A 26,753-nucleotide genomic window follows, 5' to 3' on the forward strand; every position below is an offset into this window, starting at 1 on the left:
GACACCTTAGATGGCTGAGGAAGCCAAGCTCGTCGAGTACCTCAAGCGGGTCACGGCCGATCTGAGGTCGGCGCACCGCAGGCTGCGTGAGCTTGAGTCGGCGGACCAGGAACCCATCGCGATCATCGGTATGAGCTGTCGCTATCCCGGCGGTGTCGCGTCCCCCGACGACCTGTGGGATCTCGTGGAGTCGGGCAGGGGCGGCGTCTCCGGCTTCCCCGCCGACCGGGGTTGGGACCTTGACGGTTTGTACGATCCTGATCCGGATCGTGCGGGTACGTCGTACACGCGTGCGGGTGGGTTCCTGCACGATGCGGCGGAGTTCGATGCGGAGTTCTTCGGGATCTCGCCGCGTGAGGCGTTGGCGATGGATCCGCAGCAGCGGTTGTTGCTGGAGACCGCGTGGGAGGTGTTCGAGCACGCGGCCATCAACCCGGTCGAGGTGCGCGGCAGTCGGACCGGCGTGTTCGCCGGCATGATGTACCACGACTACGCCACCGGCGCGGACGCCGTGCCTGCCGAGCTGGAGGGTTTCTTCGCCAGTGGTGGCTCGGGCAGCGTCGCATCCGGGCGGATCTCCTACGTGTTCGGGTTGGAGGGTCCGGCGGTCACGGTGGACACGGCGTGTTCGTCGTCGTTGGTGGCGCTTCATCTTGCGGCGCAGGCGTTGCGGCAGGGGGAGTGCACGATGGCGCTCGCCGGTGGTGTCACGGTGATGGCCACTCCCCGCACGTTCGTCGAGTTCTCCCGGCAGCGCGGGCTTTCTCCGGACGGTCGGTGCAAGTCGTTCGCTGCGGGGGCGGACGGCACCGGCTGGTCCGAGGGCGTCGGAATGCTGCTGGTGGAACGGTTGTCGGACGCGCGGCGCAACGGTCGCCGGGTCCTCGCTGTGATCCGCGCGTCGGCGATCAACCAGGACGGTGCGTCGAACGGGTTGACGGCGCCGAATGGTCCGTCGCAGCAGCGGGTGATTCGTCAGGCGTTGGCGGGTGCGCGGCTGGAGCCGTCCGATGTGGATGTTGTGGAGGCGCATGGCACCGGTACGCGGCTCGGGGATCCGATTGAGGCGCAGGCGTTGCTGGCGACGTACGGCCAGGGCCGGGATCGGGATAGGCCGTTGTGGCTGGGGTCGGTGAAGTCGAACATCGGGCACACGCAGGCGGCCGCGGGTGTGGCCGGTGTGATCAAGATGGTGCAGGCGATGCGGCACGGTGTGCTGCCGCGGACATTGCACGTGGACGAACCGTCGCCGCAGGTGGACTGGTCGGCTGGTGACGTCCGGCTGCTGACCGAAGCTGTTGTCTGGCCCGGAGATCGGGTACGCCGAGCCGGTGTGTCGTCGTTCGGCGTGAGTGGCACCAACGCGCACGTCATCCTGGAGCAGGCACCCGAGCCCGCACCGGCCGCGACACCCGCCGCACCGCCGGTGCTGCCTGTTCTGCTCTCCGCCCGCACCCCCGAAGCGCTCCACGAGCAGGCTGCACGGGTGCGCGCGGCCGCGGCCGACGCGCCACCGGTGGACGTTGCGCACCTGCTCGCGACCGGACGTGCCGCGCTGGAGCACCGCGCCGTCGTCATCGCCGCGGACCGGGAAGGGATGGACCGCGGGCTAGCCGCGCTGGCGGGCAACGCCCCGGCGGCCGGTCTGGTGCGCGGCGTCGCCCGGCCGCGCAATCCCGTGGTGTTCGTCTTTCCCGGCCAGGGGTCGCAGTGGGCGGGCATGGCCGTGGACCTCCTGGACGCGTCACCCGTGTTCGCCGAACGCATGCGGGAGTGTGCCGCCGCGCTCGCCCCGCACGTGCGGTGGTCGCTCTTCGACGTCCTGCGCAGCGGAGCCGATCTGGATCGGGTCGACGTGGTGCAGCCGGCGTTGTGGGCGGTGATGGTCTCTCTGGCGACGTTGTGGCAGGCCCACGGCGTGGTACCGGACGCGGTGGTCGGGCACTCCCAGGGCGAGATCGCCGCCGCGTGCGTGGCGGGAGTGTTGTCTCTGGCCGACGGCGCCCGCCTGATCTCCCTGCGCAGCCAGGCGCTGACCGAGCTGTCCGGCCTCGGCGGGATGGCCTCGATCGCGCTGCCCGCCGACGACGTCCGAGACCGGATCTCCGGGTTCGAAGGCCGCGTGGGCATCGCCGCGATCAACGGGCCTCGTGCCGTCGTCGTGTCCGGTGACCCGCGGGCGCTCGACGACCTGGTGACAGCGTGCCTGTCCGACGGTGTCCGGGCCCGGTTGATCCCCGTCGACTACGCCGCGCACTCACCGCAGGTGAAACGGATCCGCGACCGGCTGCTCGAACTGGCCGCACCCGTCCAGCCTCGCTGCCCGGAGCTTCCGTTCCTGTCGACGGTGACCGGTGACTGGGTTCGGGGGGCCGAGCTGGACGCCGGCTACTGGTACCGGAACCTCCGCGAGACCGTGCGCTTCGCGGACGCCACCGCGCTGCTCGTCGAGCAGGGCTTCGGCACCTTCGCCGAGATCGCCCCACACCCCGTGCTGTCGGCCGCGATCGCCGAACACCTGCCGGAGGACGGTGTCGCTCTCGGCACGCTGCGCCGTGACGACGGAGGCCTCGACCGGTTCCTCACCGCACTGGCCGAGGCACACGTGCACGGCGTGCCGGTGGACTGGCGGCCGATCTTCACCGGTCGCGCGGCGCCCGCACTTCGGCTGCCCTCCTACCCCTTCCAGCGCGAGCGCTTCTGGCTCAACGCCGGGCGACCCGAGCAGGCGGGGGTGGAGTCCTGGCGGTACCGGATCACGTGGACCGAGCTGACCGGCACCTCGACGACCGCTTCCGGCCGGTGGCTCGCGGTGCTCCCGGAGGCGGCGGGCGAGTGGGAACGCGCCGTGCTGGCCGCCGCCGGTGCGGACGTGGTCGAGGTGCGCGTCGGACCCGAAACTGGTCGCGACGAGATCGCGGCCAGGCTCGGCGACGTGGGACCGGTGGACGGCGTCCTCGCGTTGCTGGACCTCGAACCACTGGTCGCACTGGTCCAGGCGCTTGGAGACGCCGACGTCCACGCCCCGCTGTGGTGCGGGACGCGCGGAGCGGTGTCCGTCGGTGCGGGCGACCGGCCGGCGGCGCCGCTCGCCGCCCGGATCTGGGGGCTCGGCAGGGTCGCCGCTCTCGAACACCCCGCGCGGTGGGGCGGTCTGATCGATCTGCCCGAGGTGGTGGACGAAGCCGTGGCCCGCGGGCTGCGCGAGGTGCTCGGCGGGACCGAGGACCAAGTGGCGGTGCGCGCCTCGGGGACGTTCGTCCGGCGGCTGGTCCGGGCCGGCGCCCCGCGGTCCGGTGACTGGCAGCCGAACGGCACGATGCTGATCACCGGTGGAACGGGTGCTCTGGGTGCGCACGTCGCGCGGTGGGCGGCGCGAGCAGGGGCCGAACACCTGGTGCTCGTCAGCCGCCGGGGCCTGGCGGCGCCCGGTGCGGCCGAGCTGCGGGACGAACTGGCCGAGCTGGGTGCGCAGGTGACCGTCGCGGCGTGCGACGTCGCCGACCGGGACGCACTGGCCGGCTTGCTGTCGGAGATACCGAAGGTCGACGCGGTCGTGCACGCCGCGGGCGTGCTCGACGACGGCGTCCTCGACTCGCTCGAACCGCACCGGCTCGCCGAGGTGTTGCGCCCCAAGGTCGACGCCGCGCTGAACCTGCACGAGCTCACCTCGGGGCTCTCCGCGTTCGTGGTCTTCTCGTCGCTGGCCGGCGCCATCGGCGGAGCGGGGCAGGCCAACTACGCGGCGGGCAACGCGTTCCTCGACGCACTCGCGGAACAGCGCCGCGCCGACGGCCTGCCCGCAACCTCGATCGCCTGGAGTGTGTGGGGCGGTGGTAGCGGCATGGTCACCGCCACGGCCGAGAGTCAGCTGCGAGCGCGCGGCGTCACCCCGATGTCCCCCGCCCGCGCTGTCCTCGCTCTGCGCCAAGCCATTGCGGACGACGAGATCACTCTCGTCGTCGGCGACGTGGACTGGGAGCGGTTCGCCGCCTCGTTCACCGCTGTGCGGCCGAGTCCGCTGCTGGACCTCCTGCCCGAGGCACGCGCCACCGCCGGACGCGCCACGACCGAACGGCTGTCCGGACCCGATCGCGACCAGGCGCTCATCGACCTCGTGCACGGCCACGTCGCCGCCGTGCTGGGACACCGCGACCCCGCGGGAATCCCGGCCGGGCGGGCGTTCCGGGACCTCGGCATCGACTCGCTGGCCGCCGTCGAGCTGCGCAACCGGCTCAGCGCCGAGACCGGACTTCGCCTGCCGGCGACCGTTGTCTTCGACCACCCGAATCCCGAGGCGCTCGTCGCCCACCTCAGGGCGGAGCTCTTCGGTGCCGGCGACCTCACCGACGAGCAGACCACCACGGCCGCGGACGAGCCGATCGCCATCATCGGCATGGCGTGCCGGTTCCCCGGTGGCGTGCGGTCACCGGACGACCTCTGGCGGCTCGTGGTGGGTAGCGGCGACGCGGTCTCGGCGTTCCCGGTCGATCGCGGGTGGGACCTCGGCGGTGCCGTGCACCCGGAGATCGGCGGGTTCCTGCACGATACGGCGGAGTTCGACGCGAAGTTCTTCGGGATCTCGCCGCGTGAGGCGTTGGCGATGGATCCGCAGCAGCGGTTGTTGCTGGAGACCGCGTGGGAGGTGTTCGAACGGGCGGGTCTCGACGCGCATTCGTTGCGCGGCAGCCGGACCGGCGTCTTCGTCGGTTCGAACCTCCAGGACTACGTGACAGTCCTGAACCAGGCGGGGGCCGGCCTGGACGACCACGTGCTGACGGGCAACGCGGCCAGCGTCGTGTCCGGGCGGATCTCGTACGCGTTCGGGTTGGAGGGTCCGGCGGTCACGGTGGACACGGCGTGTTCGTCGTCGTTGGTGGCGCTTCATTTTGCGGCGCAGGCGTTGCGGCAGGGGGAGTGCACGATGGCGCTCGCCGGTGGGGTGACCGTGATGTCCACGCCAGGGGTGTTCGTGGAGTTCTCGCGGCAGGGTGGGCTGCCGGCCGACGGTCGGTGCAAGTCGTTCGCTGCGGGGGCGGACGGTACGGGGTGGTCCGAGGGTGTCGGGTTGTTGTTGGTGGAGCGGCTTTCGGATGCGCAGCGGTTGGGGCATCGGGTGCTGGCGGTGGTGCGTGGTTCCGCGGTGAACCAGGACGGTGCGTCGAACGGGTTGACGGCGCCGAATGGTCCGTCGCAGCAGCGGGTGATTCGTCAGGCGTTGGCCGGTGCGCGTTTGTCCACTGAGGACGTCGACGTGGTGGAGGCGCACGGAAGTGGCACGCCGCTGGGCGATCCGATCGAGGCGCAGGCGTTGCTGGCGACGTACGGCCAGGGCCGGGATCGGGATAGGCCGTTGTGGCTGGGGTCGGTGAAGTCGAACATCGGGCACACGCAGGCGGCCGCGGGTGTGGCCGGTGTGATCAAGATGGTCCAGGCGATGCGGCACGGCGTGCTGCCGCGGACGCTGCACGTGGACGAACCCTCATCGCACGTGGACTGGTCGGCCGGTGACGTCCGGCTGCTGACGGAGGCCGTTGCGTGGCCTGGGGAGCGGGTCCGTCGGGCTGGTGTGTCGGCGTTCGGGGTGAGCGGAACGAACGCGCACGTGATCCTGGAACAGGCGCCGGTTCGGCAGGCCGCCGAGGTGATGCCGCTGCCGGTCGTACCAGTGGTGTTGTCGGCGAAGTCGGCTGAGTCGCTGATCGAGCAGGCGCACCGGTTGAGGTCGTCGCTGGGCGAGTGGAGTCTCGCGGACATCGGCCGCTCGCTCGCCGGACGGGTGGCTTTCGACCACCGCGCTGCGGTGGTGGCGGGTGATCAGGACGCGGTGTCAGCCGGATTGGCTGAGGCGGTGCCGGTTCGGGCCGCCGGAGGGAAGACCGCGTTCCTCTTCGGCGGAAAGGGTTTGCCGCACGCGGACGTGGGCGTGGAGCTGGCTGCGGCGTTCCCGGCGTTCCGCGAGGCCTGGGAGGAGGTCCAGGCCGAACTCGGTTCCGCCGGAGGCGCTCAGTTCGCGGTCGAGGTGGCGTTGTTCCGCTTGCTGGAGAGCTGGGGTGTCCGCCCGGATCTCGTGGCGGGACAGTCGATCGGTGAGGTGGTGGCGGCTCACGTCGCGGGTGTGCTGTCGCTGGCGGACGCGTGCACGCTGGCGTCGGCACCCGGATCGGTGACCTGTTCTGCTCCGGTGATCCCGGTCGTGCTCGCATCGGGTGAGGACGCGACGTCACCGGCACATTGGGCGCGTCAGCTGCAGGACCGCCCCGACGGGGTGATGCTGGAGACCGCTGGTGTCCGGTCCCTCGTGGACTTGTCCGGGCTCGGCAGCGCGGATGAGGTGGTGAGCGTGGTCGCGCGCGCGTTCGAACGCGGTGTCGCGGTGGACTGGTCCGCGTTCTACGCCGGGTACGGCGCACAACTGGTCGACGTGCCGACGTACGCGTTCCAGCGCAAGAGGTACTGGCCCGAGCCGATCGGTGCGATGGGCAAGCGCACTCCGGAAGCCCCTGTGCCGACCGAGATTTCCGCACTGCCCGACCGCGACGGAGTGGTCTGCACCGGCGAGCTGTCGGTCGCCGCGACGCCGTGGCTCGCCGAGCACGTCGTCGCCGGAGAGATCGTGGTTCCCGGTGCCGTCGTCGTCGCACTGGCGATCCGCGCGGGCGGCGAGGTGGGATGCCCCGAGGTCAGCGAGTTGACCGCAGTGCGGCCGGTCGTGCTGCGCGCCGGAGGACGCCTGCGGTTCCAACTGGTCGTCGACGCTCCGGACGACACCGGCAGACGGCCGGTGCGGTTCTACACGCAGCCGGCCGGGGAAAGCCGTCGTCCGTGGACCCACCACGCCGACGGCCTGATGTCGAGCCCGGCCGCCGAACCTGGCGGCACCACCGGATTCGGTGTGGGCGAGGCGGTGGAGCCGAAGATGATCTACGACCGTCTCGCTGAGGCCGGTGTGACCTATGGACCCGTCTTCCGGATCGTGCGCGCCGCGTGGCGGCAGGACGACGAGGTGGCGTTCGCCGAGGTGTCGCTGCCGCAAGAGCGGGCACACGAGGCGGCGTACGGCCTGCACCCGCTCCTGCTCGACGGCGCGATGCACGCACTCAGCCTCGTGCTGCCGCTCGAACCGGGTGTGCCCGCGCTTCCGTTCGACTGGAGCGGTGTCGTGGTGCACACGACCGGCGCGACCGCGCTGCGGGTTCGGGTGGCTCTCACCGATCGGCCCGCGACGGTGCGGGTGAGCGCCGTGGACACCGATGGCCGACCGGTGTTCACTGTGCGGTCGTTGACGTTGCGTGCCTTGTCCAGCACTTCGTCGCGTGCGGCAAGCGCCCCGCGGGCTGATGCGGTTCCCCCGCTGCGGCTGGACCGGGTTCGACCGGAGGAGCGGACCGACGTGGTGCGGCGGTGGTTGTGCGGGCACCTCGCCGACGTGCTGGAGCTCGACTCCGCCGAGTCCGTCGCGACCGGGGAACCGTTCGTGCGCCTGGGCATGACCTCGTTCGCCGCGCTCGAGCTGCGCAACAGGCTCAACGCCGCCACCGGAGCGCGCCTCCCTGCCACGCTGGTCTTCGACCACCCGACACCGGACGCGGTGGTCGCGCACCTGTTGACCGAACTGGCGCCCGACCCCGAACCGAACGGTGCCGCCGAGCCGTCCGGCGAGATGGACGAGATAGACGAGATGGACGTCGAGGCCCTGCTGCGCCTGGCGCGCCACAACCGCACCGAGAAGGCAGGAGAGAGCAACCGATGAGTAGCTCGGCCAACGACGTCGTCGAGGCGTTGCGCGACTCGCTGAAGCTCGTCGACCAGCTGCGGCGGGAGAACGACGACCTGCGGTCGCGCAGTGGCGAGCCGCTCGCGATCGTGGGGATGTCCTGCCGGTTTCCCGGTGGTGTCACGACTCCTGAGCAGCTGTGGGACCTGGTGACGGCGGGCGGCGACGCGGTCGGCGACTTCCCCTCCGACCGCGGTTGGGATCTGGGCTCGCTGTTCGACGCCGACCCGGACAGCCTCGGCCACAGCTACTGCGACCAGGGCGGATTCCTGCGGGACGTGGGCCGGTTCGACGCGGAGTTCTTCGGCATCAGCCCGCGCGAGGCGCTGGCCATGGATCCCCAGCAACGGCTGTTGCTCGAACTGTCCTGGGAAGCGCTCGAACGCGCGCGCCTCGATCCGAAGCAGCTCCGCGGCAGCGCGACCGGTGTGTTCGCCGGGGCGATGTACCACGACTACGGCCCACCGGCGCACGAAGCGCCCGAGGGTGTGGCGGGTTTCCTGGGCACCGGGATCGCGGGCAGCGTGCTCTCCGGCCGCATCTCCTACCAGTTCGGTTTCGAGGGGCCGGCGGTGACGGTGGACACGGCGTGCTCCTCGTCGCTGGTCGCGCTGCATCTGGCCGGTCAGTCGCTGCGAGCCGGTGAGTGCACCACGGCGCTCGCCGCGGGGGTGACGGTGATGGCCACCCCCGGCTCGTTCGTGGAGTTCAGCCGGCAGCGAGCGCTGTCGCCGGACGGGCGGTGCAAGGCGTTCGCCGCGGCGGCCGACGGCGCGGGGTGGAGCGAGGGGGCCGCGGTCCTGGTGCTGCGGCGCCTTTCCGACGCTCTGCGCGACGGCGATCCCGTGCTGGCCGTCGTCCGGGGCAGCGCGGTGAACCAGGACGGCGGGAGCAACGGGCTCACCGCTCCCAACGGCCCGGCGCAGCGCCGCCTCATCGGCCTGGCGCTGTCCGACGCCGGGCTGACCGCGGACCAGGTCGACGCCGTCGAGGCGCACGGCACCGGCACGCCGATCGGTGACCCGATCGAGGCGCGGGCGTTGTCCGAGGCGTACGGACACGGCCGGAATCGGCCGCTGTGGCTGGGATCGGTGAAGTCGAACCTCGGCCACACCCAGGCGGCGGCCGGACTGGCGGGCGTCATCAAAATGGTGCTGGCCATGCGCCACGGAGTGCTGCCGACAACGCTGCACGTGGACGCGCCCAGCCCGCACGTGGACTGGTCGGCGGCGGACGTGCGGCTGCTCGTCGAAGCCCAGCCGTGGCCCGACACCGACGCTCCACGACGGGCTGCCGTCTCCTCGTTCGGCATCAGCGGCACCAACGCGCACGTCATCGTCGAACAAGCCCCACCCGCGGCGAGCCCCGGGACCGGCGCCCGGCCCGGGACACCTCTGCCGTTCGTGCTGTCCGCACACACGCCCGAGGCGTTAAAGGCACAGGCGGGACGACTGCTGACCCACATCGGCACCGGAGCCGACCTTGTAGACGTCGCGTACTCGCTGGCCACCACGCGCACCCGGTTCCCGCACCGGAGCGTGGTCGTGGCCGTCGACGCGGACGCGCTGAGCACCGGACTGGCGGCGCTGGCGGACGGCCGTCCGGCCGCACAGGTCACCACCGGTGTGGCCGCCGGCGGTGCTCTCGCGTTCCTGTTCCCCGGCCAGGGCAGTCAGCGGCCGACGACGGGACGGGAGCTGCGCAGCCGATATCCCTTGTACGCCAAAGCTTTTGACGAGGTGTGCGCCACCATGGACGCGCATCTCGACCGCTCGTTGCGCGACGTGGTGTTCGCCGTGGAAGGCACGGCGGAGTCGGCGCTGCTGGACCAGACGCGCTACGCCCAGCCCGCGTTGTTCGCGGTCGGGGTGGCGTTGCACCGGCTGGCCGAGTCGTGGGGACTTCGCCCGGACGTCCTGCTCGGTCACTCCGTCGGCGAGCTGACCGCCGCGCACGTGGCGGGCGTGCTCTCCCTGGAGGACGCCTGCCGGGTCGTGGCGGAGCGAGGCCGCCTGATGCAGGCGCTCCCGCCGGGGGCGATGGTGGCGGTCCAGGCGGCCGAGGACGAGGTGCGGGCCGGCCTCCCCGAGCAGGTCGCCGTCGCCGCGGTCAACGGTCCCGACTCGGTCGTGATCTCCGGCGCCGAGGAGGCGGTGCTGGAGGTCGCCGGACGGTGGCGCGCACGTGGCCGGGCGACGACAAGACTGCGCGTGGGCCACGCGTTCCACTCGCCGCACGTCGACCAGGTGCTCGACAAGTTCCGCGCCGCTTTTAACGGTGTCGTCCTGCATCCCCCGTCGATCCCCGTCGTCTCCACGCTGACCGGCGAGCTCGCCACCGCCGGTGAGCTGACCACCGCCGGGCACTGGGTCCGGCAGCTGCGGGGCGAGGTGCGTTTCTTCGCCGGAATGCGCGCAGTGCTCGCCCAGGGCGTCACCACGTGCCTCGAACTCGGCCCCAGCGGAGTTCTCTCGGGCCTGGCGGCCAGAGCCTCGTCCGGCAACGCGGTGTTCGTGCCACTGCTGCGCGACGACCGGTCCGAGATCGGCTCGCTGGTCGCGGGGCTGGCCAGCGCGCACGTCGGCGGTCACGACCTTGACTGGGAGGCGGTCTTCGCGGGCACCGGCGCTCGCCGGGCGGATCTGCCCGGCTACGCCTTCCAGGGCGAGCGGTACTGGCTCGCCTCGGACACCACGCGACGAGCGGACGTCGTCGAGGACTGGCAGTACCGCGAAATCTGGGTACCGGTGGACGGCATCGCCCCGGAACCGGACCGGGGGGCCTGGCTCGTCGTGCACGCCGCGGGCACCGGTGACCTGGCCGCGGACTGCGCTCGTGCGTTGGAACGCGCGGGCGCGACGGTCCGGACGATGGAGGTCGAAGAAGGCGACCGTGACGCCTTCGCCGCACAGCTCGACGAGCTCTCCGGTGCACCGCTGTCCGGTGTCCTGTCGTTGCTCGCGCTCGCCGCCGGTCCGATCCCCGCCCACTCCGCGACCGCACGAGCCCTGCACGGCACGCTCGCACTGACGCAGGCGCTCGCCGGTTCCCGCGGACGTGTCGCGCTTTGGTACGTCACGCGGGGTGCGGTCGCGGTCGGTGCCGAACCGCTGCCCGCACCCGAACAGGCCGCAGTGTGGGGATTCGGCCGCACGGCGGCCGTCGAGCACCCGGAGCTGCTGGGCGGACTCGTCGACCTGCCCCAGCGGTGGGACGACGAGGTGGCCGACCAGCTCCGTGCGGTGCTCACGGGTGGGCACGGCGAGGACCAGGTCGCGATTCGCGCGGAGGGCGTCTTCGGCCGCCGCCTGGACCGCGCACCGCTCGGCGAGCGCATCTCGCGGCGGTCCTTCCCGGGCACGGTGCTGATCACCGGGGGAACGGGTGCGCTGGGTGCGCACGTCGCCCGCTGGCTCGCCGGGCAAGGCGCACGGCACCTCGTGCTCGCGAGCAGGCGAGGGCCGGACAGCTCCGGCGCGGAGGCCTTGTGCGCCGAGCTCGCCGCCCTCGGTGCCGAGGCCGAGGTGGTGGCCTGCGACAGCGCCGACCGCTCCGCCGTGGCGGCGCTCCTCGCCGGGCTGCCGGCCGGGAGACCGCTCACCGCGGTGATCCACTGCGCGGGTGTGCTGGACGACGGCGTCATCACCTCGACGACGCCGGACCGGCTGGCCGCGGTGCTGCGGGCCAAAGCGGTTTCCGCCTCCACCCTGCACGAGCTCACCCGGAACCTGCCGCTCACCGAGTTCGTCCTGTTCTCCTCGGCCGCGGGCTACTTGGGCAACCCGGGCCAGGCGAGCTACGCCGCAGCAAACGCTTACCTGGACGCGCTCGCGGCGCACCGGCGGGCACTCGGGCTGCCCGCCACCTCCGTCGCCTGGGGCGCTTGGGCGGGTGAGGGCATGGCGGGCCGGTCCGAGGCGCAGGCGCTGCGCAGGCGCGGAGTGCGGCCGATGCGACCCGCTCGGGCTCTCGCCGCGCTGGGGCGGCTGCTCGGCCACGACGAGGCCTCGGTGCTGGTCGCGGACATCGACTGGGCGTCGTTCCCCGTCGGTGCCTCCGCGCCGCTGTACCGGGAGGTGCTGGCTTGCGCTGTATCTGAGACCGGCCCGGACCTGCGGCGGCAACTCGCGCACCGGACGGCCGCCGACCAGCAGCAGGTGGTGGCGGAGCTGGTGCGGAGCGAGGCGGCCGCGGTGCTCGGCCTCCCTGCGGACACCGGTGTCGTGCCCGGCCGGACGTTCCAGGACCTCGGATTCACCTCGCTCAGCACCGTCGAGCTGCGCAACCGGCTGAACGCGGTCAGCGGGCTGAACCTGCCCGCGACCGTGCTGTACGAACACCCGACGCCCACCGCGCTCGCGGCGTACCTGTTCGCCGAGCTGACAAGTGCCGCATCTGCGTCGAGGCCGTCGGTGGCGAGCCTGGTCGAGAGCGTGGAGATGCAGCTCTCGGCCAGTGACGACGAGGAACGTGAGCAGCTGATCAGCAGGCTGCAGCACGCCATCGCAGCATGGCGGACACCTGAGCGGCAGGTGCGGGCCGACGTGGCCGCGGCGACCGCCGACGAACTGTTCACCCTCATCGACCAGGAACTCGGCTCGGCCTGAACCCCGCGGCCAGGAGGACGTTGACATGGACAACGACGTGGACGGCGAGCAAAAGCTCCTCAGCTATCTCAAACGCGTCACAGCCGAGCTCCAGCACACCCGCGAGCAGCTGTGCGAGGAGCGGGAGCGCGGACGCGAGCCGATCGCGATCATCGGCATGGGCTGCCGCTATCCAGGTGGGGTGGACTCGCCGGAAGCGCTGTGGGAGCTCGTGCGCGCCGAGCGGGACGTCGTCACCGGCTTCCCGCGAGACCGCGGCTGGAAGCTCGACGAGGTGTACGACCCGGATGTCACCGCGGTCGGCACCAGCTACACCGCTGAGGGCGGGTTCCTCGACGACGTGGCGGGTTTCGACCACGAGTTCTTCGGGGTGTCCGAGCACGAGGCGCTGGCGATGGACCCGCAGCACCGAGTCGCGCTGGAGGTCGCGTGGGAGGCGGTTGAACGAGCCATGATCGACCCGGCGGCGCTGACCGGCAGCCGCACCGGTGTCTACGTCGGCGGCATCATCCCCGACTACGGCATGGGCATGACCGGCATGCCGCCGAGCATCGGCGGTCTGGCGAAGACCGCCCGGCTGCTCAGCATGCTCTCCGGCCGGATCTCCTATGCACTGGGCCTGACCGGCCCGTCACTGACCGTCGACACCGCGTGCTCGTCCTCGCTGACCGCGATCCACCTGGCCTGCCAGGCGTTGCGCGCCGGTGACTGCGCGCTCGCGCTGGCGGGCGGCGCGATGATCTACTCCACGCCCGAGGTGTTCGTCGAGTACAGCAAGCTGCGGCTGCTCGCCCGCGACGGCAGGTGCAAGTCGTACGCGGCCGCGGGCGACGGCATCGGCTGGGGCGAGGGCGCCGGTGTGCTGTTCCTGGAACGTCTGTCGGACGCCCGTCGCAACGGCCACGAGGTGCTCGCGGTCATCCGCGGCGGCGCGGTCACCAACGACGGCCCCAGCAACGGCATGACCGCACCGAGCAGCCGCGCGCAGCAGCAGACGGTGCTCGCCGCGCTGAGCAACGCGGGCATGCCGGCGAACCACGTGGACGTCGTGGAAGGCCACGGCACCGGCACGCTGCTCGGCGACGCGATCGAGGTCCGCGCCTTGTTCGAGGCGTACGGCACCGGCCGCGACCGGCCGCTGTGGCTGGGGTCGGTCAAGTCCAACATCGCGCACACCCAGGCGGCGTCCGGAGTCGCCGGGGTGATCAAGATGGTGATGGCGATGCGCCACGGCGTCCTGCCCAGGACACTGCACGTCGACGCGCCCGTTCCGCACGTCGACTGGTCGAGCGGATCGGTGCGGTTGCTGACCGGCGCCATGGCGTGGCCCGACACCGGCAGGCCCAGGGTGGCGGCGGTGTCGGGCACGGGGATCAGCGGCACCAGCGGTCATCTCCTGCTCGAACAGGCACCCGCGAAGCCGCCGGCGCCAGCGCTCCCGGACGTCGAGGACCTGCCCTGGGTGATCTCGGGCCGCAGCCAGGAGGCGCTGTGGGAGGGTGCCCGGCGGCTGCACGACCACCTCACGGCCCACCCGGAGCTGAGAACCTGCGACGTCGCGTACTCGCTCGCCACCACCCGCAGCGCGTTCGCCCACCGCGCGGCCGTCACCGCGGGCGACCGGGCCGAGCGCCTTGCGGCACTGGCCGCTCTCGCCGCCGGTCCGGCCACCGGCGCGGGTGAGCCGACGGGCCACCACGCGGCGGTCGTCCAGGCGTACCTGGACGGTGCGACGGTGCGCTGGGACCAGGTGTTCGACGGGACGGGCGCCCGCCGGACCACCCTGCCCACCTCGGTCTTCCGTCGTGAGCGCTTCTGGCTCTACGACCACGAGGACGACGGCGCCGACTCCGTTCTGGTCAAGGAAGGCGTCGTGGAGCTGCCGGCGGTCATGATGGCCGGGATGACCGTCCGCACGGACAACGAGACCGAATTGCACGGCACCGCCCGGATCACCGACCTGTGGAGTGCCTTCCTGGCCGACGGACGCGGTCGCTCCGTCCCCGCCGAGCGAACGCTGCGCGCGGTCTACGCCGACTACGTGACCGATCACGAGGGACCGTTCACCTACCTGCTCGGCTACGAGTTCCCCGACGGCGAGCGCGTTCCCGATGGGTTCGAGACGCGCACGATGCCCGCGGGCAGGTACGCGGTCTTCCGCTCCGAGCGAGGACCGCTCCAGTCCGTGATCGCGAACGCCTACCGCCAGATCTGGGCCATGGACGCTGAGGAACTGGGCGGCAAACGCACGTACCTGGCCGACTTCGAGGTGTTCGACACCCACGACCCGAAACCGCAGGAGGTGCAGCTCAAGATCTACGTCGGGCTCGAGTGAACCCCGCGGTGGCCTCTACTCGACGGACTCCCAGAAGTGGGTGAGCATCTCGGCGCTGCGCACCGGATCCTGCATCATCCACCAGTGGCCGAGTCCATCGAGCACCTCGACGCGCGCACCCGCCCGCCGCGCCGCGCGCCGGCGGCTGGTCTCGCTGCCGACGTACGTGTCCTCGGTGGCGAGAATCGCCAGCCCTGGTCGGGCGGCGGCCTGGTCGAGATCACGTCGCGCCTCGGCCAGCGCCGCCGGTCCGAGTGACCGGTAGAGCGCGAGAATCGCCCGGCCCATGACCGGTCCCTGGTGACGGGCGACGGCGGTCGCGATGTCCGCGCTCATGCCCACTCCGCCCAGCTTGGCGGCCCGTTCCTCGACGGTGCTGCTCGACATGGCGGCGACGAACTCCTCACCGGCGCCCGGTGTCCGCCAGATCTGGGCCGCGTCGTGCCAGACGTAGTCCTCGTCGAAGACGCCGACGACGTCGCTGACCCAGCTGCGGACCAGCTCCGGCCGGTGCATCGCGACGTTCACGATGTGAAAGCCGCCGCAGTCGTGCCCGACGAGGTGAACAGGTTCGCCGAGCCGGGCGAGCTCCGCTTCGAGCCAGTCGCGATAGGCGAGATGGGTGGCGGGGAAGTCCGCCGGCAGCTCGGCACCGAATCCCGGCGGGGAGAGGCACACCACGTCATCACGCCCCAACGCCTCGGCCAACGGGCCCCAAATCGCGTCGGTCTCCGGATTTCCGTGCACCAGAACGACCGTCACGACTTGATCTTGCCTTTCCGGTCGTCCGGCACCCGTGAGTACAGGACGATGTCCACCCGTCCTCCGTGCGTCACACCCGCGTTGCGCAGCACGCCCTCGCGGTGGAACCCGGCTTTGACGGCAACCCGTTGCGAGGCCGTGTTCCCGTCCGCCGCGCGCAGTTCCAGGCGTTGGAACCGGTGCTCGTCGAAGAGCCACTCGGTGACGGCGCTGACCGCGTCGACCGCGTAACCCCGGTCCCGTGCCCACGGCGAGACCCAGTAGCCGATCTCCGACGTCAGACTCTCCCAGTCGGTCTCGCGCAGGCCGACGTTGGCGACCAACTTGCCGGTCTGAACGTCGGTGACCGCGAAGTGGATGCCGTCGCCGGACTCGCGCAGTGCGTGGGCGCGCACCGTGCACCACCCGATAGCGTCGTCCATCGTGTAGGGACTGGGGATCGGCAGCCAGCGCTGGGCGGCCTCGTCCGCGCAGGCGTGCTGGACGTCCTCGGCGTCCTCTGCGGTGAACGGGCGGAGAACCAACCGCCCGGTGCGCAACGTTGTCTCGGGAAAGGACGGGGACACCGCGGCCTCCGGTTGCTCGGCAGAATCGGTGAAGGGTGACAGATGGATCTCGCGGTGACAGCTGACGGCACCGGCCCCGGCGACCTGGACCTCGTGCGCGAGCAGCGGAACCGCCAGCGCGGACGCCGGGGCGCCTTCCTCGGCTACCCGGTCAACATGGACGTCGACTACCGGGCGTTCGGTGAGCTCCTCGACGTCCTGTGGATCACCGTGGGCGATCCCAGCCGGGGCTATCACGCCCGGCTCGACCTCCAGCCGTTCGAACGCGAGGTCGTGCGCTTCCTCGCCGGCGTGGCCGGCGCGGATTCCAGCCGCACCTACGGGTACGTGACCAGCGGCGGGTCGGAGAACAACCTGTTCGGTATCCACGTCGGCCGCGAACGCCTGCCCGACGCGCCGCTCTACTACAGCACCACCGCGCACTACACGGTCGAACGGACGGCGCGGCTGCTGCGGATGGAACCCGTGCCCGTTGCGTCGACGCGTGACGGCAGCATCGACCTCGCCGCCCTGCGCGCGGCGTGCGAACGACGACCCGGCCGAGGCGCGGTGGTGGTCGCCACCGTCGGCACCACCGTGGCCGGCGGCATCGACAGCCTGCCGGGCGTGCTGCGAGCCGTCGAACCGGCGGGGGAGCACCACCTCCACGTGGACGCGGCGCTGGGCGGCCTGGTCGCGGCGTTCGCCCCGAACCCACCCGGCTGGGGCTTCGACGCGGGCGCGGACAGCGTGGCCATCAGCGGGCACAAGCTGATCGGCACGCCGGTGCCGTGCGGCGTCGTCCTCGCGCGTGCCGAACTGGTGGGCACGCCCGCGGAGGTCGAGTACCTGTCGGCGGAGGACTCGACGCTGGCCTGCTCCCGCAGTGCTCTCGCTCCGGCGTTGCTCTGGTACGCGTTGCGCCGCCTCGGTCACCGTGGACTCGCCGCGCGGGTGCACCGGTGCCTGGACACCGCCGCCTACGCCGTGGACCGGCTCGAAGCTGCCGGTTTCCGCCCCTGGCGCAACCCGGCGTCGGTGAACGTGGTCTTCGAACGACCCGCGGAGCACCTGTGCCGCCGCTGGCGCCTGTCCACCAGCGGTCCCGTCGCCCAGGTCATCGCCATGCCGCACGTGACGCGCGCGATGATCGACGGCCTGGTCGCGGACCTCCGATGAGGGCGTCATGTGGGTGGCCGGGGTCATGTGGCGGTCTGGACGATCCACGCGATCCGGTACGCCTCGCCCAGCCACTCGTCGTACCGGCCACCCGGCCCGGTGTGACCGCCGGTCAGTTCGGTCCTGAGCAGGAACTCGCCCGAGGTCGCCGTCGCGCGCAGGCGGGCGATCCACTTGGCCGCCTCGTGGCAGCCGACCCGCGCGTCGGTGAGACTGGTGGTGGCGAGGACGGCCGGATAGGGCCGCGCCGCGACGTTCTCGTACGGGCTGTAGGACTTCAGGTACGCGTACGCCTCGGCGGAGTCAGCCGGGTCGCCCCACTCCTCGCGCTCGGTGGCCGTGAGCGGCAGGGCGGGATCGAGCATGGTGTTGAGGACGTCGGTGAACGGCACGTCGGTGACGACACCGCGGAAGGCGTCCGGCGCGATGTTCGCCGCCGCGCCGACGAGCAGCCCGCCGACGGAGTCACCCCGCACGACGAGTCGATCGGCGCTGGTCCACCCGTCGGCGACCAGGTGGCGTGCGCACGCGACGAAGTCGGTGAAGGAGTTCCTCTTGGCCAGCAGCCTGCCTTGCTCGTGCCAATGACCACCCAGTTCGCCGCCGCCCCGGACGTGCGCCACGGCGAAGACGAAACCCCGGTCCAGCAGGCTCAGCCGGGCCACCGAGAACGCCGGGTCGAGCGACGTCCCGTACGCGCCGTAGCCGAACATCAGCGCAGGACTGGTGCCATCACGGGAGGTCCCGCGGCGGAACGCGACGGACATCGGGACGCGGGTGCCGTCCTCGGCGGTGGCCCAGATCCGGTGCTGTTCGTAGTCGCCGGGCGTGTGTCCCGGCACCTCCTGCTGCTTGAGCAACCGGGTCTCACCTGATGCCGTGTCGTACTCGAACAACGCGTCCGGCGTGATCAGCGACGTGCAGGTGAACCGGAACGTCGTGGCGTGGTACTCAGGGTTCTGCCCGGCTTCCAGCGTACGCAGCACCTCGCCGGTCTCGATCTTCCGGCCGCCGGCCGACGGTGTGCCGTCCTCGACGGCGTGCACCGCGAGACCGGTGAATCCGTCGCGGCGGAAGGCGACGACGAAATGGCCGGCGAACACGTCGACCGACTCCAGCCGCACGTCGTCGCAGTGCGGGAGCAACGGCGTCCACACGTCCGGCCGATCGATCCCGGCGACGGCGAGCTCCAGGTTCTGCTTCCCGTCGGTGTTGTGCAGCACCAGCAACAGGTCACGTGCCTGGTCCGCCGGGTGCGCCCAGTGCTCCACGCCGTACTGAACGCCGTGGCGCCGCGGCACGACCACCTTCGGCGCACCCGCTGGATCACCGGCGTCGATCAGCCACGCCTCGGAGGTGGTGCGCGACTCCGCGACGATCTCCACGAACCGGCGGCTACGGGTGAGGCCGACCCCGACGTGGAAGCGGTCGTCCGGCTCCTCGAAGACCACGGTGTCGAGCTCCGGCGCCGTTCCGACGACGTGCCGCCACACCTGATGCGCCCTCCATGCCTCGTCAGCCCGCACGTAGAAGAGAACCGACGCGTCGAGCGACCACGCGCTGCCGTAGAAGGTGCCGGGGATTTCGTCCGGCAGGTCCTTGCCGCTCGCCAGGTCCCGGATCCGGAGCGTGAAGCGCTCGTTCCCCGTGATGTCGATGGAGTAGGCGAGGCGTGAACCGTCGGGGGAGACGTCGAACACGCCGATCGCGAGGTGGTCGTGTTCCGCGGCCAGCTCGTTCTCGTCGAGGACGACCTGCTCACAGGGGCCGTCGGCGGCGACGCGGCAGTGGGTCGGCAGCTGCGCATCCTGCTCGGTGCGGGTGAAGTACGACCAGTCGCCCACGCGGACGGGCACCGAGAGATCCGTTTCCGCAGACCTCTTCTTGACCTCCTGGAGGATCTCCGCGCGTAGTTCTTCCTGCCCGGCCGTGCATTCCTCGGCGTACCGGTTCTCCGCGTGCACGTGCGCGAGAACGTCCTCTTCGCGGTGCTCGTCGGCGAGCCAGTGGTACGGATCGATTACGAGATCGCCGTGCCACTTCCGTTCCCGTGCCTCGCGCTTCGTGACCGGAGGTTTCACCAGTTCAAGCTAGGTCTTCGCGGCGTTTTCCCGGAGGGTGTGTCGCATCTTGACACAACCCGCGAACCGTGGGCCGAAAAGGCTTGGAAACCGAAACCGCTACGCATACTTTCCGTCACGGACGAATTCTCGATGTATGGAGGTGAGTCGAATGCGCAAGCTCCAGAAGCTGGCCCGCACGGTGCTCCGGTCGACCCGCAGCGAACGAGAGCGGATGGCGGGTGCCTACACGGGCCCCTACGCCGTCCAGTCCAAGTGCGGCTGAGCCGCGCCTAGGGACCGGGCCGCCGCCTCAGCGGCGGCCCGGTCCTCCGCGAAGGTTTCGACTCCCGTTGAGATGAGGCGTGCATGTTCACCGACCCCGATGTCACGACGGTCATGCCTCAGGTTCCCGGGGGCGCGGGCCTGCGCAACCAGTACGCCTATGACAAAGACCGGATCGGCTGCCTCACCGATTGGTCGGCCCGCTACGGCGACGTCTTCCAGTACGGCTCCGCCATCGTCGTGGTGAACCACCCCGAGCTGGTCCACCAGGTGCTGGCCAGGACGAACCGCGAGTTCTCCGCGACCGTGCCGATGGTTGAACACCAACAGACCGCCGCCGAGAATTTGGACGCGTGGATGCGCGGCCGCAGGCAGGGCGGCCGAGGCATCCACCCGGACCTGATCGAGCAGTGCGACCAGCGGCTCGACCAGGCGCTGGCCGCTGCCGTGACCGCACTTCCGGACAAGCGGCTGGTCTTGCTGGCCGCGTGCGAGCGCATCTGCGGCCACGCGATCATCGATATCTGCCTCGGCGACGAAGCACCCCCGTTCTACGAGCGCACCGCGAAGGCATCGGACGACATCCTCGCGGTCAGCCGCACGTTCGACACACCGCCGTGGGGTGCAGGCCGGCGCTATCGCCGAGCCGTGAAGGCCGAACGAGATCTCACCGACCGCCTGGCCGCCGTCCTGGGCCGGCTGCGTGCCGCACCCGAACCGGGCAGCAGCCTGGCCGACGTGCTGCTCGCGCGCCCAGACCGGATGCCGGACCCGGTGGTTGCCGCCGTCCTGCGGATCTCCCTGATCGGCGGCCACGGCACCCCGGGAACCGCATTGGCCTGGTGCATCAGGGAAATGTCCCGGCGCCCAGACCTGCTGGCGCGCCTGCAGGCCGAGGCCCGCACCGCACCACCTCAGGCCGGCGAAGCGGATCTCCCGTACACGGCCGGGTTCGTGAAGGAGATGCTGCGCTTCTACCCGCCGACCTGGCTGCTGGCCCGGGACGTGGCCACCCCGGTCGCGCTGGGCGGCCACGAGCTGCGGCCGGGCCAGCGCGTGCTCTTCAGCCCGTACCTGCTGCACCACGACGAGCGGTGGTGGGACGCCCCCGCCGAGATCCGCCCGGAACGCTGGCTGGGCGAGGAGAAGCCCCATGCCCCACACGCCTACCTTCCGTTCGGTGCCGGACCGCGGGTGTGCATCGGCAGCCTGCTTGGTCTGAAGGTCCTCGTGCGCGCGGTGGCGCTGCTCGCACGGGATTACGAATTGAACATGGACGAACCAGCGAATGCGGCTCCCCAGCCCGACATCCTGCTCGTGCCGGCCCGTGCGAAGGTGCGGTTCGTCCCCACGTCCGCTGGCCAGGACCTCCGACGGTCATGAAGCGAAGCGGCGCACATCCTCGAGCCGGCGCGACCCACGAGAGGCACCGGCCCCAGGCCGGCTGTGGGTCGCCGACACCACCCGCACGCGTCTGCTCCGATGCGATCTCGAAATCAGTGTGGCTGCGGCACTCCCGCATACCTCGCGTGTCCGTCCGGTGCCCCGAACACCCCACGACGCGACGCAGACAGGCCGACAGGACTGCTCCGATGCCAGCCAGCTGCACACCACGAACAACAAAAGCCACATGCGGCAAGAAATACAAGGCGAGCAACCCGTGCATACATCGAACCGGTTGTCACTCGAGCCGACTTGTCCAAATAATGGGGGATCTGGGGCGCCGGAATCCTGCTTCACCGCTGAAATGAGGTGATCGCTCGCCGAGGCGGCCTGCTGGCAGCCTTCAGTCGAGCTGAATCGGGGCATTTCCCTCGATGCACCGGACGATCACGTGTGCTTCGGGCCCGCTCGTCTTGCTCCAGTGATGCGCGACTGCAACGACGCGAGCATGTATAGCATGAGGCTTATGTGCATACCCGCTGATTATGGTGTGCTCACCGACACGGGGAATGACGTTGCTCACGTACTGTTCTATCAGCATCGTGGGCTGGTATGTCAGTTCACGACCGAATGGGGTTTCTTGCCAGACGGGCGCTACGGCGGAATTCTCGGTCAGAAGTATAATTACATTCGTTCCGACTGGCACTGAGATCGTCTCCTTGCTGTGAGGAACTTCAGGCGATGCGTAACTTGTCGCGCTCGGCGCGATGTTGGCCTGACCCGCTGTTCTCAGAATGGCTGAAGTTGTCATGACGGATGGTAGAAGGCTGCGTCAGGTGGATGGGGGTCTGCTGCACGAATAGGTGACAGCGGTAGTCACGCAGCCTGACTGGCTGGCGTGGTCATGATTGCCTCGTATTCGATAGGGGTCAACCTGCCGAGGGCGGCCTGGCGTCTGCGGCGGTGGTAGGTGCGTTCGATCCAGGTGACGATCGCGATCCGGAGTTCCTCGCGGGTGGACCAGGAACGTCGGTCGAGAACATTGTTCTGCAGCAACGCAAAGAAGCTCTCCATCGCGGCGTTGTCACCCGCCGCGCCCACCCTGCCCATCGAACCGGACAGGCCGTGACGCGCGAGAGCGCGGACGAACTTCCTGGAACGAAATTGCGATCCACGGTCGGTGTGCACCACACAGCCGGCGACGTCGTCACGTCTCGCGACGGCGTTGGTGAGCGCGGCGACGGCGAGGCGGGACTTCATCCGGGAGTCGATGGAGTAGCCCACGATCCGGTCGATAACGACCACGACGAGGCGATGCCGATTCGAGTGGAGAGCCGAGGAGAAAGGACCCGACAATCGATATGCCTCTGGAGGGTATTTTGCGAAACAAAGTCGAGCGAAGCCGGGCTGATGACTTTCTCGGCACTGCGCCTCTTAGTGCAGTCGACCAAGTGCTGCTGGAAATCGCGGAGAGCGCTGTCAGTTCCTCGCATATGCACCTGGGCAGTGTGATGGTGGTTCCCGGCGTTCCGTCAACCGTGAGCGAATTAGGACAGCTGTTGGCGGAACGAATGGACCATGCACCCACCCTGCGGTACCGGCTCAGCCGGAGTAGGAAGTTTTGGGAACCGGATCCCGAATTCGACGTCCACGCGCACGTGGGAGAGCGTTTGCTCGTCCCTGGAGCGGACCTGAGGGCCGAGGCGCTGAAGGTGATCGACGAACCTCTTCCTTCGCATCGCCGGTAGTGGCGGTTGGTTCTGCTGCGCGGGCATGACATTGACGAGAAGGGAACGCCACGCTCGTTCGCCTTGTGCTACTACGCTCATCACGCTTTCCTGGATGGAGTCGGGGTGGCGACCGCTGTGGGAGCGTTCTTCGGGACTCAAACCCTTCCCGCACCGACGACAACCGATCGTGGCACACCTCGCCCCCGCGTGCGGCGGCCGGTGTCGACGTATCTTAGAATCCCGCTCCGGCACACCGCCAGGTGGATACTATCGGACTACGCCATCTCTGGCCAACGTCGTATGGTATCCGTGAAGTTGAACCAAGAGCAGTTACGGGAAACGGCTCAGGCAGCGAGAGTCAGTCGGAACACCATCTGCCTGACTGCGCTGGCCGGTGTCCTGCGGGACTGGGCGCCAGAACTCTGGCGGGCGTCGCCGAGGGCGCGGCGGCCTGCGCATCGGTGTTCCTCTCGCGCTTCGGAGCTAGGGTGGGTACCTGGGAAACCAGTCGGGCGTGCTAACGATGAGCCTGCCGTGTTACGCTGCTTCCAGCGAGCGCCGTCTCCGCGAGATCCAAGTGCAGACACGGTTGTCCCGGTTGCTGCGTCAACGTCAGTTGTACCGAGCACTGCTATCTCACGCGCCGCGATCGGTGATAACCGCGCTGTACCGGCGCATCGTCGATCCGCGCTATCTACCTCTAATCGTGACTACCGTGCCGCTGCCCCCTCTTGTCGTGAAGGAAACCGTGGTCACCGATGCCTTTAGCCCCCCGTTTCCTCCGCGTCATCCCGCGATCATCGCGATAATTCAGTACCGCGGCCGCGTCATCCCCAGCGTGCTGGCGGACACGAACATCGACCGTGTCGGTGATCTGGTCTCCTTGTGGTCCAAATCTCTCTCACAACTGCATGCCACTATATGCGGAAGTACATCTGAGACCAATATCAAATATCCCCGCAACGGACTTGGTGAACACGACGAACAAAAACGCGCCATGGGGGCGGCCGAGGGATTGTAAGTATTTGCAGTCGAGCTCGGGCGGCGTAGAGGCTTTGATGCGAAGATGAGGAAACTTCTAGCAAATCGGAAGTTTACGAAGCTGCAGATACCCGAATTCTCCTCTTCGTTGAAAGAGGCTATCTTGCGCCAATTGTTATCCGAAATGATTTCTTGAATTCACGATCTCAAGTCACAACATCCGTCGCAGTTCAATAAAGGGAAATTAATTGCGAAGCGGGTTCCCGATCCTCACGGAGTGGATAAATCCGCTATTGTCGGCGAGATTTTTGGACTCATGTTCATTTGAGGGCAGGAAGAATTCAGGACCCGCCTGCTGCTCGAACATCGCCGTCGGGGCGGCCGCCAGCCCCAGGAAGGATTAGAAGGTTTCCTTGAGCATCACGCATGGGATGCATGCGTCCATGCGCCCGCCCCTCAGCACGGTCCCCGTTCCGGTCGGCAGAACGCTCGGCTAGGTTGGCCGCGCTCTCAGACGTGCAGTGAAGACGTTGGCCGAATTATGTCGTAGATGGAAATGCGGTCGATGCTGCTGCCTGCAGAACTCACTCAAACCTACTCGCCAAGCAAAAGAGAGGATCCGACATCAAAAAAGGAAATATGGTATCCGATTTGCAGTTGACATCGTTTGCATGCGCGAGCGATTTGGATGAACTGCGCAACTTGCATGTCAATTATATGAGTCAAGCAGTCGAGAAGGCTGAGAAGCTTCGATCGGCCGCCTTGCTGTCTGGACGCGTCTGCCTGCTCATCTGTGATGAGATCGACATCTTGCGCGCCAGTGGCAAGAATCTGGGCGCCACCCACGATACCAGCATATATGCAAGCTGCGTCCGTGAGTTGGCGAGATCGGAACCCGCTTCAGGTGGCGTCGAGGACGATCTGAAGAATCTGGTCGAAGTTGCTAACCGCGTGGCAGACTTTCTTGCTGATATTGGATTACTTGACGTTTTTGTCGACCATGTCGCAGGATTGTTGAATATCGATGCGATCAGGTCCGAAGTGGATGATTTGCTTTTGCATCGCTGCCTGCACGTGTGGTACATGTTCTCCGAGACATACCTCAGGGGACTTCTGGCGAGCCTCGATCCAGCGGTCCATGTTGACGGAAGTGGAGCTGCAGGATACGAGAAGGGCAATGTTAATCAAACAGTGCTTGACTGTGCGACCGGACCACCCCTAGGACACAATCAGTATTTGTCCCCTCTGGTAGCCACATGTTTTTCACCTGAGATGTCACTTCGTGCTGGCTTTCTTTCCTATGCGGACTCGATTATAACCTATATGCCCGACTGGGAAAGTCTGCCGCGCGATCGAGGAATATCTTCCTCGATTACCTCCGCGTTCGGCGAGGCGGTTGAAAGGGGGCGGCGGGACTTTAGCGGGTCGGACGATCCGGAATGGATCTGGCTCCGCCGCAACTCAATTGGGAATTTGAGCCTGCGATGGTTCGCCAATCTGGATTCGGCAGTGACGAGCGCCAACGCCTCACTCCTTCACACAGGAATTCTGTGCAATCTTTCCGAGTCGATACGGAAAGCCTCTATGATAAGCCTGGGATACGGCCAATTCGGACTTTGGCCAGTTCCTCGTCTTTTGTCGCTGCCCGATTATGGGAGATACGGATCCGCCGCGCTCGGGGAGATGCTCAGAGGCTGGACATCTGATCACGATTCTGAAGCAGCCATCGGCGAACACAGCCCACTGAACTGGTTGTGTGTTGACTGTGCGACAGTCGCAAGTCGCGACTGCATGTCACGCGATAATGCTCTCGGCCTCCGCGCTCCATGGGAAGCGCGCATCGCCTGGGCGCCACATCCGTTCAATTTCCTCGGGGGTCGCCATCAAGGCCTGCGACGCCGCACGGACAGCATCCGTGCCAGAACTGACCTTCCGGCTGTCGCGGTCACACGGGCCGCCCCAATCTCGTGCACGCCCATCGAAGCTGATGATCAGATTAACATCGTTGTTACCAAGCTGCTCGCACTGGTGGGCTTAAGTCCCGAGCCAGGCCTCGTGGGGCGTTTGGACATGCAGGGTTGGGGCATAGAACCTCGAGTCTGCGCTGAGTGCGACTTCGCTGGGCGACGTGCCCAGATGTTCATGTTGTCAGTAGGCTGTGCGCGATTGGGCGCGCTTCTTCCGGATGAGCTCATGAAATCATGGACGCAGCTGGTTGAAAAATATGCATATCGACTTTTCCCGGCAGTGCAGGTTCGCCTCCTCGTTCAATGTGACTGTGTGCCGTTGTGGGTTGCCGATGTGCTTACTGGTGGCTATGAAGACGCGGGAACCAGTTGCGGGCTCAGTCCCTGTCTCGCGAGTCGGAATCCGATGCCTTCGACGGTGATGTGGGATCACCCCGACGAGGATGAGCAGTATGATGAAACATTGCTCAGAAAGCGACTTCTAGACCAGGCGGCAATAGAGGCACGCAGCTATGCGGAAATAATGGTAAAGAATGACTGGCTTTCAGTCGTCACTCAGCCGATCAGCAATCTGTAACCGACTGCGCATAACTGACGTAGGCTGGTGTCGGCTGGACTTAGGTTCTCTGCAGCAGCCTCTCGTCGTTGAGGCCCTAAGTGCCTGTTTCTAAGCTACTGAGGCTGCGTGAGTCGTCGGACGGTGATGCGGATCATCGACCATCGCACCATTGCCTCGTGGTGGTGGCGTAGTCGTTCGTAGTCTCGGGCGCAGCGGCGGTGGTTGGTGATCATGCCAGGGTTCGTTCCACCACCCACCGCCGTGGCAGCACCGTGAAATGCGGTAGGTCGGGCCGTTTCACTATCTCGACGGTCAGCGCGAGGGTGTTGCGTGCCCAGCCGAGCAGGGTTCCGGTGTAGCCGCCGTCCGCCCAGATGAGTTGGACTCGCCGTCCGGCGGCGGACCGCAGGCGCCGCAACAGGGAGCGGGCTGCGATTCTGTCCGATGTGGATGCTGGGGTGACCAGCACCGTGATCAGCAGTCCGAGGGTGTCCACGGCGATGTGGCGCTTGCGTCCCTGCACCTTCTTGCCCGCGTCGTAACCGCGGGTCGACGTGGACACGGTAGGCGCCGCTCGCACGGA

The 26,753-nt window shown here is 68.6% G+C and carries 10 protein-coding genes and 2 pseudogenes; 7 read left to right on the forward strand and 5 right to left on the reverse strand.

Annotated features, from left to right (window positions below; genetic code table 11):
- Positions 1-10: 10 nt before the first annotated feature.
- The 3 genes and pseudogenes from BLQ91_RS43205 to BLQ91_RS37965 form a co-directional block, all read left to right on the forward strand.
- A pseudogene (locus tag BLQ91_RS43205) lies at positions 11-7,546 on the forward strand (type I polyketide synthase); the annotation flags it as partial.
- A 203-nt stretch (positions 7,547-7,749) separates the two neighbouring features.
- Positions 7,750-12,384, forward strand: a complete 4,635-nt coding sequence (locus BLQ91_RS43210) for a type I polyketide synthase (RefSeq protein WP_090105177.1) — start codon at positions 7,750-7,752, stop codon at positions 12,382-12,384.
- A gap of 25 nt (positions 12,385-12,409) precedes the next feature.
- Positions 12,410-14,719 (forward strand): beta-ketoacyl synthase N-terminal-like domain-containing protein, encoded by a 2,310-nt coding sequence (locus BLQ91_RS37965; protein ID WP_090105179.1) that lies wholly within the window; start codon positions 12,410-12,412, stop codon positions 14,717-14,719.
- Between the two features lie 15 nt (positions 14,720-14,734).
- Here the strand turns inward: BLQ91_RS37965 and BLQ91_RS37970 are convergent, their stop codons facing one another.
- Together BLQ91_RS37970 and BLQ91_RS37975 are read right to left on the reverse strand one after the other, a co-directional pair.
- Positions 14,735-15,481, reverse strand: coding sequence for an alpha/beta fold hydrolase (locus BLQ91_RS37970; protein ID WP_090105181.1), 747 nt, complete (start codon positions 15,479-15,481; stop codon positions 14,735-14,737).
- Complete coding sequence (locus BLQ91_RS37975) at positions 15,478-16,047, reverse strand: GNAT family N-acetyltransferase (protein ID WP_090105183.1); 570 nt, start codon at positions 16,045-16,047, stop codon at positions 15,478-15,480. The genes BLQ91_RS37970 and BLQ91_RS37975 overlap by 4 nt, the downstream gene beginning before the upstream one ends.
- Positions 16,048-16,101: 54 nt before the next feature.
- Here BLQ91_RS37975 and BLQ91_RS37980 point away from each other — a divergent pair, with 54 nt between their 5' ends.
- Positions 16,102-17,205 carry a histidine decarboxylase gene (locus BLQ91_RS37980; protein ID WP_176960180.1) on the forward strand — a complete coding sequence of 368 codons (1,104 nt, stop codon included), beginning with the start codon at positions 16,102-16,104 and terminating at the stop codon, positions 17,203-17,205.
- Positions 17,206-17,228: 23 nt separating this feature from the next.
- Here the strand turns inward: BLQ91_RS37980 and BLQ91_RS37985 are convergent, their stop codons facing one another.
- A complete protein-coding gene (locus BLQ91_RS37985; RefSeq protein WP_218130562.1) occupies positions 17,229-19,286 on the reverse strand; it encodes a S9 family peptidase in 2,058 nt (685 codons plus the stop codon).
- Positions 19,287-19,634: 348 nt separating this feature from the next.
- On the opposite strand from BLQ91_RS37985, the gene BLQ91_RS37990 reads away from it, so the two are divergent.
- A complete protein-coding gene (locus BLQ91_RS37990; RefSeq protein ID WP_090105190.1) occupies positions 19,635-20,933 on the forward strand; it encodes a cytochrome P450 in 1,299 nt (432 codons plus the stop codon).
- Positions 20,934-21,809: 876 nt separating this feature from the next.
- Here BLQ91_RS37990 and BLQ91_RS37995 read toward each other — a convergent pair.
- Positions 21,810-22,235: pseudogene (locus BLQ91_RS37995) on the reverse strand (transposase); the annotation flags it as partial.
- Between the two features lie 924 nt (positions 22,236-23,159).
- Between BLQ91_RS37995 and BLQ91_RS40830 the strand changes: the two are divergent.
- Together BLQ91_RS40830 and BLQ91_RS40835 are read left to right on the forward strand one after the other, a co-directional pair.
- A complete protein-coding gene (locus tag BLQ91_RS40830) occupies positions 23,160-23,684 on the forward strand; it encodes a WS/DGAT domain-containing protein (RefSeq protein ID WP_281199890.1) in 525 nt (174 codons plus the stop codon).
- 611 nt (positions 23,685-24,295) lie between these two features.
- A complete protein-coding gene (locus BLQ91_RS40835) occupies positions 24,296-26,188 on the forward strand; it encodes a hypothetical protein (RefSeq protein WP_143023037.1) in 1,893 nt (630 codons plus the stop codon).
- Positions 26,189-26,399: 211 nt separating this feature from the next.
- Here the strand turns inward: BLQ91_RS40835 and BLQ91_RS38005 are convergent.
- Positions 26,400-26,753, reverse strand: a 354-nt coding sequence (locus tag BLQ91_RS38005; RefSeq protein ID WP_143023038.1) for a transposase, incomplete at its 5' end; no start/stop codon positions are given.

The sequence above is a fragment of the Lentzea jiangxiensis genome (assembly GCF_900104175.1).
Classification (GTDB): Bacteria; Actinomycetota; Actinomycetes; order Mycobacteriales; family Pseudonocardiaceae; genus Lentzea; species Lentzea jiangxiensis.

Coding starts and splice junctions, on each gene's coding strand:
- BLQ91_RS43210 (WP_090105177.1), top strand. CDS start 7,750: ATGAGTAGCTCGGCCAACGACGTCGTCGAGGCGTTGCGCGACTCGCTG.
- BLQ91_RS37965 (WP_090105179.1), top strand. CDS start 12,410: ATGGACAACGACGTGGACGGCGAGCAAAAGCTCCTCAGCTATCTCAAA.
- BLQ91_RS37990 (WP_090105190.1), top strand. CDS start 19,635: ATGTTCACCGACCCCGATGTCACGACGGTCATGCCTCAGGTTCCCGGG.